Below are 12,111 nucleotides of genomic sequence, written 5' to 3'. Positions count from 1 at the left end.
AGGGTGCGGGCAGGTGGCACGGACTCGCGGGAGTCGGCCGTCCCGTGGTGTGTGGGGGAGGCGCTTGAGGCGGTAGGGCAGGCTGGTCCGGAGGCAGGCCCGGGCCTGGGGTGGCCGAAGGCCAGGGCGAAGCCCCGGAGCCCCAGGGGTGGGCCTGCCGCAGGGCCTGCAGGCCACCCCTGTCAAGCGCCGAGGGGACCCACACACCACGGGACGGCCCCCAAGCTCCGGCGGCACGGCACAGCAAGCCGAGGCGAAGACGACAGACGAACCACCCGAATCAGCCCTTGGGCTCGACGCGGGCGACGACCGCGTGCGGCCGCCCCGGGTGCTCGGCGGTGTAGGCGGCGTACAGCGCGTCGTGGTCGCGGCCGTCGACGGTGGTCGCGGTCCAGCCGGCCGCCGTGAAACGGGACGCGATGCCGCCGGGCCAGCCGTGGGTCGCGGAGGCGTTGTCGATCACGAGGGTGTGCAGCCGGTCCAGGCCGGCCGAACCGGCGTACGCGATGGCCTCGTGGTTGCTGCCCTCGTCGAGCTCGGCGTCGCCGATCAGCACCCACACCGCCGGGTCGGTGCGTCCCTGGGCGCGCAGCCCGAGGGCGGTCCCGACGGCGAGCGGCAGGCCGTGGCCCAGGGAGCCGCTGCCGATCTCCACGCCCGGGACCAGGACGCGGTCGGGGTGGTGGCCGAGCGGGGAGTCGTACGAGCCGAAGTCGGGCAGCCAGGCGACGGGGAAGAAGCCCTTGGCGGCGAGGGTCGCGTAGTACGCCATCGGGCCGTGCCCCTTGGACAGCAGGAACCGGTCCCGGTCGGGCGCGTCGGCGGTGGCGGGAGTGACCCGCAGCACCCGGTCGTACAGGACCCAGAGCGCGTCGAGCGTGGAGGTGGCGGCCGGGCCGTGCTTCTCGGCCCCGGTCATCAGGCTCATGAGGCGGGCCAGGTCGGCGTGACCGAGGGGACCGAGGGGAGCGAGTGGAGCGGGGGAAGCGGGGGAAGCGGGGGCGTGCGTCTGCGTCATGACTCCACCCTCGTACCTCAAGTCCACTTGAGGTCAACTCCTCCCGATCATGGAATCAGGGCGGCCGATCATGGATCCCGAAAGGTGCGCGCGACCACCCCGGGAAGTGCGGTATGGTTCTCGTGCGCGTTCAGCCAGGGGGAAACCCCAGGTCAGCGCGCATCGGGACGTGGCGCAGCTTGGTAGCGCACTTGACTGGGGGTCAAGGGGTCGCAGGTTCAAATCCTGTCGTCCCGACTCTGCTTCACGCAGGTCGGAGGCCGTTCTCTCATGGATTGAGAGGACGGCCTTTCGTGCGTCCGGGGTGACGCGGACCCGAAGCGGCCCCGTCGCCCTCCGCGGCGCAACCTCCCGCGGCCGTGCGTCCGGTCGGGGCCTGCCGCGTCCACCGCGTCAGCCGAGACGGGCGGGAAAGGGGAGTCGATGACCGCATTCGACACACCCGTGATCAGATCCTGCCTACTCGGCTAACATGTTCGGGCCAACAATGACCACGTTGAACATATGAACATCGGCTGAAAAATTGATATCTGCGATATCGCGAGTGATTTCGCGCAGAGACGGCGGAATTAAATCCGCCGCGTGGCGTCAACCACGGGTCGTGCTGTGGGCCGCTGTGAGTGTGGTGGCCCTCGGGTTCCTCATCGCACTGGAGATCGCGGCGCGCCATTACGGGGTGGCGGGCCCGGTCAGCGCCCAGGCGCGCGAGGTGATCTTCGCGCCCCGGTCGGGCACGGTGCTGTACGCCGCCATGGCCTTGATGATGGTGGTGCTCACCTGGCGGCAGCGGTTCCTCGCGATCGGCGCGGCGATCGCCATCGACCTGGTCTTCTGGCTGGTGCGCTGGTCGGTCGGCGCCGAGTCGATGTTCGGCAGCGGTGCCCTGTGGGTGACGCTGGGCTGTGCCGTCGTCGCCGTCACGCGTCGCACCGGACGGGAGCGGACCCTGCTCCTCAAGGGCGTCGGCCTCGCCCTGCTCCTGGTGGCCGGGCGCAAGACCGGTTACACGTGGCTGATGATCACCTCGAAGACCCGGCCGACGGTGCTCGACCAGTACGTGGCGGCCGCCGACCACGCGCTGGGCAACCCGTCGTGGGTGGCCGGCCGGATCGTGGAGGCCACCGGCTCCGTCGGCGCCCACGTCCTCGACTGGGTCTACATCCAGCTCGCGGTGGGCGCGGTCCTGGTCGCCCTCTACCAGCTGCGCGACGTGGCGGCCGAGCGGCGGTTCCCGGCACACCACCTGGTGCGCACCTTCCTCGTGATCGGCCTGCTCGGGCCGGCCTTCTACATGATCTTCCCCGTGGTCGGTCCGATCTTCGCCTACGGAGCGGACGGCGGGCACTGGGCGGTGGCGAACCTCTGGCCGGACACCCCGCCGCGGATCCCCGCCCCGCAGGCGATGCCCTTCGACGGGGTCACCCCGCGCAACTGCATGCCGAGCCTGCACACCGCGTGGGCGACCGCGATCTTCATCCATTCCCGCAAGGGCCCGCGCGCCCTGCGGTTCCTCGGCGCCTTCTGGCTGGTCGCCACCCTCGGCGCCACGCTCGGCTTCGGCTACCACTACGGCGCGGACATCGTCGCCGGTGTGGTCTTCACGCTCACCATCGAGGCCGGGCTGCGCGCGCTCAGCCGCGGCTGGGACCGTCAGGGAGCGGTGCTGGTCGTCCACGGGGCCGCGGTCTTCACGGCACTGCTGCTCTCGTACCGCTACCTGTCGACCCCGATGGCCGACTACCCGTGGCTGTTCGGCCCGCTGGTCATCCTGTCGGCGGCCTCGGTGGCCGTCGCGTTCGTACGCACCACCAGGGCCTGGGACCGCATGCCGGCACAGGCCCGCATCCCGGAACAACGCCGCGAGACCGAGACCGAGACCCAACCCGAACTGGTCTGACGCGCACGCGCACCGCACGACGGAGGCCGCTCTACCCCACGTGGGAGAGCGGCCTCTGTCGTAACCCCGGTCCGTCCACCCGGGCGGCCCGGTACGGGGGGACCGGGCGAGCGGGCGGCGGCGTGCGGGTGTCACGCGGATGTGGTCACCACGTCGGCGCGGGCCACCACGCGGCTGCTGGGCGCAGTCACCACATGACGGGCAGGCGCTCCGGGAGGCGCTTCATGAAGCCGGTGCGCCAGACGAGCTGCTCGACCGGGACGGCCAGCCGCAGCTTGGGCATCGCCGCCAGCACGGCCGTGAGGCCGATCTCGGCGTGCTTCTTGCCCAGTGCGGTGGCCGGGCAGTAGTGCGAGCCGCCGCCGAAGGAGAAGTGCGCCGAGGAGTTCTCCCGGTGGAAGTCCAGGACGTGCGGGTTCGGGAAGACCGCGGGGTCGAAGTTGGCGCCCTCCGGCAGGACGAGGATCAGCTCGCCCGCCCGGACCTCCTGGCCGCCGAGGACGGTGTCCTCCATGGCCAGGCGGGGCAGCCCGTCGCCGATGGACAGGTTGATGCGCAGCAGCTCGTCCACCGCCTGCGGCATGATCTCCGGCTGCGCGGCGAGCTGGTCGAGCTCGTCCGGGTGCGTCAGCAGCGTGACCATGGCCATCGCGAGGAAGCCCGCGGTGGAGATGACGCCGGCGCCGAAGAGGGTCACCCCGACGGTCGCGAACATCTCGTCCGAGACGTGCTCGTACCCGGGGGTGCCGCGCAGCGCCGCCAGGTCACCGATCAGGCCGGTGGTGGTGTCGTCCAGCCGGGCCTTCATGTACGCGATGTCCCGGTCCCAGTTGAGCCGGGCGGCCGGGATCTCGGTGGCCGAGTTCATGAACGCGATCGGCAGGGACTCCGCCAGCGGTGCGGCGGCCTCCAGCGGAATGCCGAGCATGTGGCAGTGCAGGGCCTCGCTGAAGGGGTCGGTGAACATGCTGCGGATGTCCACCGGCGCCCCGTGCCTGAGCATCTTCTCGACGAGCTCGGCGGCGTACCCGGTCATGAATTCCTGCAGACCGGGGGCCTTGGGGTTGATGGCCTTCATGACGGCCTTGCGCAGACCCGCCCCGGTGATGTTGCCCATGTTGTTGACGACCTCCGGCGGGATCGTCAGCGCGTACTGGCGCGGCACCCCCGGGTCGGAGGTGTTCTTGAGGCTGAACCGGTCGTCCTCCAGCACCTGCTTGACCAGCTCGTAGGACGAGACCAGCCAGGCTTCGGCGCCGGCGATGGTGCGGACCCGGGTGATGGGCGGCAGCTCCTGCACCTCGGTGGGCAGCTGCGTCCCGTCCCACGTGAAGGGGAAGTCCAGGATGGTGTCGGCGGCGGTCATGCGCGGTCTCCTTCGGCGGGCGTGACGATGGCGTGGCCTTGGTTGCGGGAAGCCCTCAACCCCGCGCCGCGCGAATAGAGCAGGTCGGCCATGGGCAGGGCCGCGTGGTAGCAGTTGAGCGAGGACTCGACGCCCATGATCGCCGGGGTGTCCAGGAAGAGCGGCGCCTCGGCGGACACGTAGTCGATGCACACCTGGCGCTGCCGCAGGGTCGGGGTGCCGCCGTCGAGGACCTTGGACGACAGGAAGATGTCGACCAGGGCGTTGCAGGTCTCGCGGAAGACCGGGTCGGTGTCCAGCCGCGCGTTCAGATCGGAGTGGATCCGCCGGTACGCGGGGATGTCGCGCAGGGCCGACATGGGCCGGCCGCGCAGCCGTTCGCCGGACGGGTCGTTGTCGGCGACGGCGGCGGTCACCTTGGCGCGGACGCCGCGAAGGTTCTTCACGGCCTTGCGCCGGGCGTCTTCCTCTGTGTAGCCGAGTGCCTCGTACATTTCGGCCACGTACAAGTCGGTATATATCAGGTCGACTTGGTCGAAGTTGTCCAGCCCCCAGCGTGCGAGGTCACTGACGCGCTGGTGAGAGAAGTAGGAATTGCCGGGACTGATGCCGATGACGGCGTGGGCGCGCTCGTCGGCTATGACCTGGCAGTGCGGCGTGTAGGGCTCGACCTTGAACGCTGCAGTGGTTGTGGTCATTGGATGTGGATGCATCCTTGGCGCCGCGATTCCCCGTGTGGGCCCCGTGCCCAGGGTGCGGCGGCGCGTGGGCCACAACCTACACATGATCGACTACGGTCCGCTACCGATCGTCCACATGTCGAAAGATGTTCACGGGATGACAAGATCGCGTTCATACGATCCGCCGACTACGCGCGTGGTACCGGCATTTCGGCCTTTCGGGAGCATGGGCGGGCATGGCGGCGGCGGACGGGAGGCACGGAGCCCACCACTCGCCCCTCCCGCCCTGCTAGCCCCACCCGCCCCGTCCGCCCTCGCCGGCGGGACGCGGCCTCAGCCGCGGAAGGCCTCCGGGCGCTCCGGCGACGCCGCGGCCAGCGCGCGGGTGACTTCGGCGACGCCCGCCCGCAGCCCGTACACCGGGGTGCCCGGCTGCTGCCGCCACGAGTCGTCGAGGCCGCCCGAGTCGACGGTGTCGAAGCCGAGTTCGTCGATCAGGGCGCGTACGGTCTTCTTGGCCGCCTCGTCGTCGCCGGCCACCGGGACCGCGAGCCGGCCCGGGGCGCCGGCCGGCAGCGGCCGGTCGAGGATGTCCTGGGCGTACGTGCCGTTGAACGCCTTCACCACGCGGTGGCCGACCTGCCGCTCCGTCCAGCGGCTCTCGGTGAGCCCCTCGTCCTCGATGCCCGCGATCCGGCCGTCCCGCTCCCGCGGGTAGTAGTTGCAGGTGTCGATGACGGCGAAGCCCGCCTCGGCGCCGTCGAACAGGCGCGGCGGCAGGTCGGGTACGGCCCGCAGCGGGACGGTCACCACGACCACCGAGGCGCCGCGGGCCGCCTCCTCCACCGTGACGGCGCTCGCCCCGGTCTCCGCCACGAGCGCCGTCAGGGACTGCGGGCCGCGGGAGTTGGCGACGGCGACCTCGTGGCCGAGGGCGGTCAGCCGCCGCGTGAGGTTGCCGCCGATGTTGCCCGCGCCGATGATGCCGATCTTCATGACCGAGGACCTCTCCACTCCGCGTGTGTCCACGCCGTGCGTGCGTCTGCCGGTCAGTTCGAACCGGCGGCGCGGCGGGCCTGTTCCCGATGCCGCGCACGATCCCCCCGACGGGTGAGGGGTCTTGCGGATGCGGTCGACCGGCCGCGGGACACGGAACACCGGCCACGGGACACGGGACACGGACGGCGGGCGAGGGGCGTCCGGGGGAGGCCTCGGCCGGGCGGTTCAGCGCTCCGACAGCTCCGAGGGGGCCTCCTGCACCACCCAGCCGTTGCCGTCCGGGTCCTCGAAGGACATGAACGAGTTCCAGGTCTCGCCCTTGCCGTCCTGCCAGCCGGTCTCCCCGACGTGGCGGACCGGCGAGACGTCCACGCCGCGGCCGACGAGCTCCGCCCGGGCCGCCTCGATGTCGGTGACGCAGAGCTGCAGGCCCTGTACCGACCCGGGCGCCATCTCCTTCGAACCGGGCAGCGAGGGCATGCCCTGCAGCATGGCGACGGAGCACCGGGACCCGGGCGGGGTCAGCTGGATGATGCGCGTGCCGGGCGCGATCTCGGTGTCCGTGTCGACCTTGAAGCCGAGCCGTTCGGCGTAGAACGCCTTGGCGCGGTCCAGGTCGGTGACGGGCAGCGGTACGACTTCGAGCGTCCAGTTCACGGGGGTCTCCTCGCGGATCGGGGGGCGGGCGGCGGCGCCGGCCGCCGGATCAGGCGGATCAGGCGGATCCGGCGGCTCCACGGTGGCGCAGCCCGGCCCCCGGTGCACCTCGAAACGCCAACTGCCCCTCGAACGCCGGACTTGCTCGAACGCGCGCACTCCTCGCGGCCCCGCGAGCGTCCGCCCCCCGTCCGGCGCCTCCCCGGAGGCGCCCCTCACTCCGTGGCGTCCGCCGCCCCGGCCACCCCCGCCGCGCGGACCTCGGCCGCCTCCGCCGTCCGCCCCTGCTGCTCCAACAGCGCGACGAGGTGGCGGCGGGCGTCGGGGGTGTCCACGCGCACGGCCAGCCGCAGCAGGGACTCCGCCTGCGCCGGCTCGCCGCGCCGGTGCAGGACGACGGCCAGGCCGACGGCCGCGTGCCAGTCACCCTCGTCCATCGCCTGCCGGAACCACCGCTCCGCGGCGGCGAGTTCGCCGCCCTCCAGCGCGAGCACGCCGAGGGCGTGGAAGGCGGCGGTGGCGCGCAGCCCGGCCGCCTGCCGGTACCAGGTGCCGGCCCCGTCGCGGTCGCCCGCCAGATGCAGTACCCGGGCCAGCGAGAACGCCCCCCGCGCGCTGCCCTCCCGGGCCGCGGTCGCGTACGCGTCCGCGGCCGCCCCGAGGTCCCCGGCCTCCTGCAGTCGGTCGCCCTCGGTGTTCAGGGCGGCGGCCCGGGGCGGGTCGGGTGCCGGCCCGGGCCGGTCCGGCATCATGACCACGCCCTGCCCGTCCGCCGAGACGTGCGCCGCGACGACGAACGGGCGCAGCTCCTCCTGGCCGGCCTCCGGCACCGGAGCGTCGGGGGCCCAGTGGTCCCGGCTCACCCGGTGGGCGGGGACGGGCTCGGCGGCCGTCCCGCCCGGCGAGTACACCGCCATGCCCGTGCGGGCGGTCAGCAGCAGCGGCCAGTACGGGTGCAGGACCTTGCCGGCGCACTCGACCTCCGCCGTCAGGCGCCAGAGCAGCAGGTGGGGGAAGTCGGTCAGCGGGGCGCAGACGATCACGCGGCGCTCGCCCGCCGGCACGGTGAGCGGGAACGCCGGTACGTACGCCGTGACCGGGCGCGCGGTCACCGGCCCCGGGGAGTCGAGGCGGAACTCGTACGCGGGGGTGCGCAGCGGCCGGTGCGCGGCCACGGACCGCAGGATCGACTCGACGAGGTCCGCGCTGTAGGCCAGGTCGGGCATCCGGCGGTGGGAGAGGGCGATGCCGTCCGTCACGAGCGGCCGGCTGCCGGTCACCTCCGCGGTCAGCGTCTGGAGGGTGACGTCGGTGTCCCCGGCGGTCAGTTCGAGCAGCAGGTTGCAGCCCGTGACCGGAACGCGCAGGGTCTCCGGTTCGCCCGTGCGGTCCGGTGAGGCGAGGTGCACGATCTGGCTGTGCACGGCCGCCCCGACGGAGAACGGGGCGTCGGCCGGCAGGCCCCGCACCGGCACCGGCCGGACCGGGATCTGGATCTCGTAGTACGCCCCGCCGCCGGTCGTGGTCCGCGGCGCGCGCGGCGCCTCGACCACGGGCGGCCGGGCCGGGACCGGCGGCCCCGGGGTGCGGGGCGCGCGCCCGGCGAACAGGGCGAGCAGGACGACCGCGGCCCACGGCGGGCCGGACCGCACCCCGGTGGCCAGCAGGACGGCGGCGCCCGCCGCGAGCGTCAGCAGGGCCCGGACGGGCGCGTACCGGCGCGGTCGCCCGGTCACGCGGGGGCCGTCCGGGCGACGGTCTGGAAGGGGCGGCCGTCGACGTCGACGCGGGTGGTGCCGTTGCGGTCACCGCTGGTCCAGTCGAGCCAGAGCACCCAGCGCACGTGGCCGCGGGCCACGTCGGCCCGGACGTCGATCACCTCGGTCTCGTCCGCGGCGAGGCCGTACGGGAAGTCGCTCTCGCCGAGCGGCAGCACCGGCGGCGGGTCCTCGTCCAGCAGGACGGCGAACGCGCGCGGCGTGATCTGGGCGGCGTGCCGGCTGAGTTCCCCGTACCGCTCGGCGCGCTCCAGGACCTCGGCGCGCAGGCCCGTCAGCACCACGGGGCGGGGCCCGGTGCCGGTCAGGACGATCCGTACGGTGTGGCCGGCGGCCGGCAGGTCGAGGATGCGGTCGCCGTCGGCGACGGAGACCACGTCCTGGTGCTGGACCCGGACGCCCAGCGTGAAGGGCGCGGCGGCGGCCGGGTCGCGCTCCGCCCGGCGGCGGCCCAGGGCCGCCCCGAGCTGGGTGGGGGCCACCTGGCCCAGGTAGGCCACGAGGGAGGCGGTGGCCACCCCGCCCGCCCACGGCAGGACCTGGTCCGGGGCCCACAGCGCGGCGGCCCCGGCGGTGGCCGCGACGGCCGTGCCGAGACCGGCCAGCAGCGCGGGCCGCAGCCGGCCCCGCGGTAACCGCCCGCCGCGATCCCGCCCCGCCCCTCGTCCCTGCCCGTCTTCCGGCATGTGCCCGCCCCCTCCTGCCCGGTCCCGGTCCCGCCGCCACCGGCGCGGCGGCATCACCGTAGCCCGCACGTCCGTGCGGCGTCAGGAAGTCGGGCGGTCCGGGGATCTACTCTCGACGGGTGACCGAAAACGAGATCAAGCTGAAGGCCATCGCCGCGCTCACGGCGCTCAGGTCCGGGGCCGACTCGGGGTTCGTCTCCGACCTGCTGGCCGACGTGGTCCCCGGTCAGTTCCTGGTCCCGGCCGACGCCGGACCGGAAGAGGCCGGGCTGGCCGTGCTGGAACAGATCTCGGGGCCGCTGAGCGCGCTGGTGAACGGATTCATCCTCGCCTTCGACGCCGTCGCGGACGCCCATGACGAGCGTGACCCCGAGGTGACCACCGAGCGCATCCTCCAGGACCTGGCCCTGGCCCTGGCCCGCGAGGACACCGAGTCGGACTGACCGGCCCCGCGCCTCCCGGCCCCGCGCCTCCCGGCACCGCGCGTCCCAACACCGCGCGTCCCGGCCCCGCGCCTCCCGGCGCCGAGGTGACGTACGTCGCCCGCCGGACGCGTGCACCATCGGTCGACCTCCGGTAGACGCCCGCGCGGCACACGCCCCCGCGCCCCGGGATGCCCCGATTGCTTCCCCCGGTCCCCGCCAGGTGGCGGGGACTGCGGGGAGCCCACGTGCGAGGGACGTCCGATCACGAGATATCTTGATGTCGAGCAATGTTGCAGACGAGAGACGCAGACCAGGAGCGGAGCATCCGGTGACTGACTCGACCATCATCTACACGCACACTGACGAGGCACCCGCGCTCGCCACGTATTCGTTCCTGCCCGTGGTCCAGGCGTACGCCTCGACCGCCGGTGTCACCGTGGAGACGCGGGACATCTCCCTCGCCGGCCGCATCATCGCGAGCTTCCCGGAGCACCTCACCGAGGAGCAGCGCATCGCCGATGCGCTCGCGGAGCTGGGCGAGCTGGCGAAGACCCCCGAGGCCAACATCATCAAGCTGCCGAACATCTCGGCCTCCATCCCGCAGCTCAAGGCCGCCGTCGCCGAGCTCCAGGCGCAGGGCTACGCGCTGCCGGACTACCCGGACGACCCGCAGACCGACGAGGAGCGCGAGATCCGCGCCCGCTACGACAAGGTCAAGGGCAGCGCCGTCAACCCGGTCCTGCGCGAGGGCAACTCCGACCGCCGCGCCCCGGGCTCGGTCAAGAACTACGCCAAGACCCACCCGCACCGCATGGGTGCCTGGTCGGCCGACTCCAAGACCAACGTCGTCACCATGGGCCAGAACGACTTCCGCTCCACCGAGAAGTCCACGGTCGTCGCCGAGGCCGGCGCCCTGCGCATCGAGCACGTGGCCGCCGACGGCGCCGTCACCGTGCTGCGCGAGTCCGTACCGGTCCTGGCCGGCGAGGTCGTCGACGCGTCCGTCATGCGCGTCGCCGCCCTGCGCACCTTCCTCTCCGAGCAGGTCGCCCGCGCCAAGGCCGAGGGCGTGCTGTTCTCCGTGCACCTCAAGGCCACGATGATGAAGGTCTCCGACCCGATCGTCTTCGGTCACGTGGTCCGCGCCTTCTTCCCGCAGACCTTCGCCAAGTACGGCGAGGTCCTGGCCGGTGCCGGCCTGTCCCCGAACGACGGCCTGGGCGCCATCCTCGGCGGCCTGGAGTCCATCCCGCACGGCCTGGGCGCCGAGATCAAGGCCTCCTTCGACGCCGAGATCGCCGACGGCCCGGCCCTGGCGATGGTCGACTCCGACCGCGGCATCACCAACCTGCACGTCCCGTCCGACGTGATCGTCGATGCCTCGATGCCGGCCATGATCCGCACCTCCGGCCACATGTGGGGCCCGGACGGCAAGGAGGCCGACACCCTGGCCGTGCTGCCGGACAGCAGCTACTCCGGCGTCTACCAGACCGTCATCGAGGACTGCCGCGCGCACGGCGCCTTCGACCCGTCGACCATGGGCTCCGTCCCGAACGTCGGCCTGATGGCGCAGAAGGCCGAGGAGTACGGCTCCCACGACAAGACCTTCGAGATCGCCGCGGCCGGCACGGTCCGCCTCGTCGACTCCGCCACCGGCGCCACCGTCCTCGAGCAGGAGGTCGCCGAGGGCGACATCTTCCGCGCCTGCCAGACCAAGGACGCGCCGATCCAGGACTGGGTCAAGCTGGCCGTCACCCGCGCCCGCGCCACCGGCTCCCCGGCCGTCTTCTGGCTGGACGCCACCCGCGCCCACGACGCGCAGCTGATCGAGAAGGTCAACGCGTACCTGCCGCAGCACGACACCGAGGGCCTGGAGATCAAGGTCCTGTCCCCGGTCGAGGCCACCGCGTTCTCCCTCGAGCGCATCCGCCGCGGCGAGGACACCATCTCGGTCACCGGCAACGTGCTCCGCGACTACCTGACCGACCTCTTCCCGATCCTGGAGCTGGGCACCAGCGCCAAGATGCTGTCGGTCGTCCCGCTGATGGCGGGCGGCGGCCTGTTCGAGACGGGCGCCGGCGGCTCTGCCCCGAAGCACGTCCAGCAGCTCGTCAAGGAGAACTACCTGCGCTGGGACAGCCTGGGCGAGTTCTTCGCCCTCGCCGCCAGCTTCGAGCACCTGGCCACCGGTACGGGCAACGCCCGCGCCAAGGTCCTGGCCGACACCCTCGACCGCGCGACCGGCACCTTCCTCAACGAGGACAAGTCGCCGACCCGTCGTGTCGGTGGCATCGACAACCGCGGCAGCCACTTCTACCTGTCCCTGTACTGGGCCCAGGAGCTGGCCAAGCAGACCGACGACGCCGCGCTCGCCGAGGCCTTCGCCCCGCTCGCGAAGACCCTCACCGAGCAGGAGCAGACCATCGTCGGCGAGCTGAACGCCGTCCAGGGCAACCCGGCCGAGATCGGCGGCTACTACCAGCCCGACCCGGCCAAGGCCGCGGCCGTCATGCGCCCGTCCGCGACCTTCAACCAGGCGATCGCCTCGCTCGCCTGAGCCACGGTGTGAACCCCACCGCCCCGGCCGGACCCTTCCGGCCGGGGC

The 12,111-nt window shown here is 72.8% G+C and carries 10 protein-coding genes and 1 tRNA gene; 4 read left to right on the top strand and 7 right to left on the bottom strand.

Annotated elements, in window-relative coordinates; translation table 11 throughout:
- Window positions 1-280: 280 nt before the first annotated feature.
- Complete coding sequence (locus ACIQCH_RS21450; protein WP_402583079.1) at window positions 281-1,018, bottom strand: transketolase; 738 nt, start codon at window positions 1,016-1,018, stop codon at window positions 281-283.
- A 163-nt stretch (window positions 1,019-1,181) separates the two neighbouring features.
- Here ACIQCH_RS21450 and ACIQCH_RS21445 point away from each other — a divergent pair.
- Together ACIQCH_RS21445 and ACIQCH_RS21440 are read left to right on the top strand one after the other, a co-directional pair.
- Window positions 1,182-1,255, top strand: a tRNA-Pro gene (locus tag ACIQCH_RS21445).
- A gap of 364 nt (window positions 1,256-1,619) precedes the next feature.
- Window positions 1,620-2,915, top strand: a complete 1,296-nt coding sequence (locus tag ACIQCH_RS21440) for a phosphatase PAP2 family protein (RefSeq protein WP_402583077.1) — start codon at window positions 1,620-1,622, stop codon at window positions 2,913-2,915.
- Window positions 2,916-3,102: 187 nt separating this feature from the next.
- Here the strand turns inward: ACIQCH_RS21440 and ACIQCH_RS21435 are convergent, their stop codons facing one another.
- The 6 genes from ACIQCH_RS21435 to ACIQCH_RS21410 form a co-directional block, all read right to left on the bottom strand.
- Window positions 3,103-4,281 (bottom strand): cytochrome P450, encoded by a 1,179-nt coding sequence (locus tag ACIQCH_RS21435; protein ID WP_402583075.1) that lies wholly within the window; start codon window positions 4,279-4,281, stop codon window positions 3,103-3,105.
- Window positions 4,278-4,979 carry a tRNA-dependent cyclodipeptide synthase gene (locus ACIQCH_RS21430; protein ID WP_199922711.1) on the bottom strand — a complete coding sequence of 234 codons (702 nt, stop codon included), beginning with the start codon at window positions 4,977-4,979 and terminating at the stop codon, window positions 4,278-4,280. Before ACIQCH_RS21430 ends, ACIQCH_RS21435 begins: the two co-directional genes overlap by 4 nt.
- A gap of 315 nt (window positions 4,980-5,294) precedes the next feature.
- The gene (locus tag ACIQCH_RS21425; protein WP_402583073.1) at window positions 5,295-5,957 is read right to left on the bottom strand and encodes an NADPH-dependent F420 reductase; all 663 of its coding nucleotides are present in this window, start codon (window positions 5,955-5,957) and stop codon (window positions 5,295-5,297) included.
- 228 nt (window positions 5,958-6,185) lie between these two features.
- Window positions 6,186-6,617 carry a VOC family protein gene (locus ACIQCH_RS21420; protein WP_402583071.1) on the bottom strand — a complete coding sequence of 144 codons (432 nt, stop codon included), beginning with the start codon at window positions 6,615-6,617 and terminating at the stop codon, window positions 6,186-6,188.
- A gap of 215 nt (window positions 6,618-6,832) precedes the next feature.
- Window positions 6,833-8,353 (bottom strand): tetratricopeptide repeat protein, encoded by a 1,521-nt coding sequence (locus ACIQCH_RS21415; RefSeq protein WP_402583069.1) that lies wholly within the window; start codon window positions 8,351-8,353, stop codon window positions 6,833-6,835.
- The gene (locus ACIQCH_RS21410; protein WP_402583067.1) at window positions 8,350-9,081 is read right to left on the bottom strand and encodes a hypothetical protein; all 732 of its coding nucleotides are present in this window, start codon (window positions 9,079-9,081) and stop codon (window positions 8,350-8,352) included. Before ACIQCH_RS21410 ends, ACIQCH_RS21415 begins: the two co-directional genes overlap by 4 nt.
- A 119-nt stretch (window positions 9,082-9,200) precedes the next feature.
- Here ACIQCH_RS21410 and ACIQCH_RS21405 point away from each other — a divergent pair, with 119 nt between their 5' ends.
- Window positions 9,201-9,524: a hypothetical protein gene (locus ACIQCH_RS21405; protein ID WP_402583065.1), complete on the top strand. Its 324-nt coding sequence runs from the start codon at window positions 9,201-9,203 to the stop codon at window positions 9,522-9,524.
- A gap of 310 nt (window positions 9,525-9,834) precedes the next feature.
- A complete protein-coding gene (locus ACIQCH_RS21400; RefSeq protein ID WP_402583063.1) occupies window positions 9,835-12,063 on the top strand; it encodes an NADP-dependent isocitrate dehydrogenase in 2,229 nt (742 codons plus the stop codon).
- The last annotated feature ends 48 nt before the right edge of the window (window positions 12,064-12,111 follow it).

The sequence above is a fragment of the Streptomyces sp. NPDC093225 genome (assembly GCF_044753805.1).
GTDB lineage: Bacteria > Actinomycetota > Actinomycetes > Streptomycetales > Streptomycetaceae > Streptomyces.
Note: the sequence above shows the minus strand (reverse complement) of the source record. Positions and strands in the feature narration are given on the sequence as shown.

What these genes read in the sequence shown, in the direction of transcription:
- ACIQCH_RS21435 (WP_402583075.1), bottom strand. Translation starts at nt 4,281, where the DNA reads ATGACCGCCGCCGACACCATCCTGGACTTCCCCTTCACGTGGGACGGG.
- ACIQCH_RS21430 (WP_199922711.1), bottom strand. Translation starts at nt 4,979, where the DNA reads ATGACCACAACCACTGCAGCGTTCAAGGTCGAGCCCTACACGCCGCAC.
- ACIQCH_RS21410 (WP_402583067.1), bottom strand. Translation starts at nt 9,081, where the DNA reads ATGCCGGAAGACGGGCAGGGACGAGGGGCGGGGCGGGATCGCGGCGGG.
- ACIQCH_RS21450 (WP_402583079.1), bottom strand. Translation starts at nt 1,018, where the DNA reads ATGACGCAGACGCACGCCCCCGCTTCCCCCGCTTCCCCCGCTCCACTC.
- ACIQCH_RS21425 (WP_402583073.1), bottom strand. Translation starts at nt 5,957, where the DNA reads ATGAAGATCGGCATCATCGGCGCGGGCAACATCGGCGGCAACCTCACG.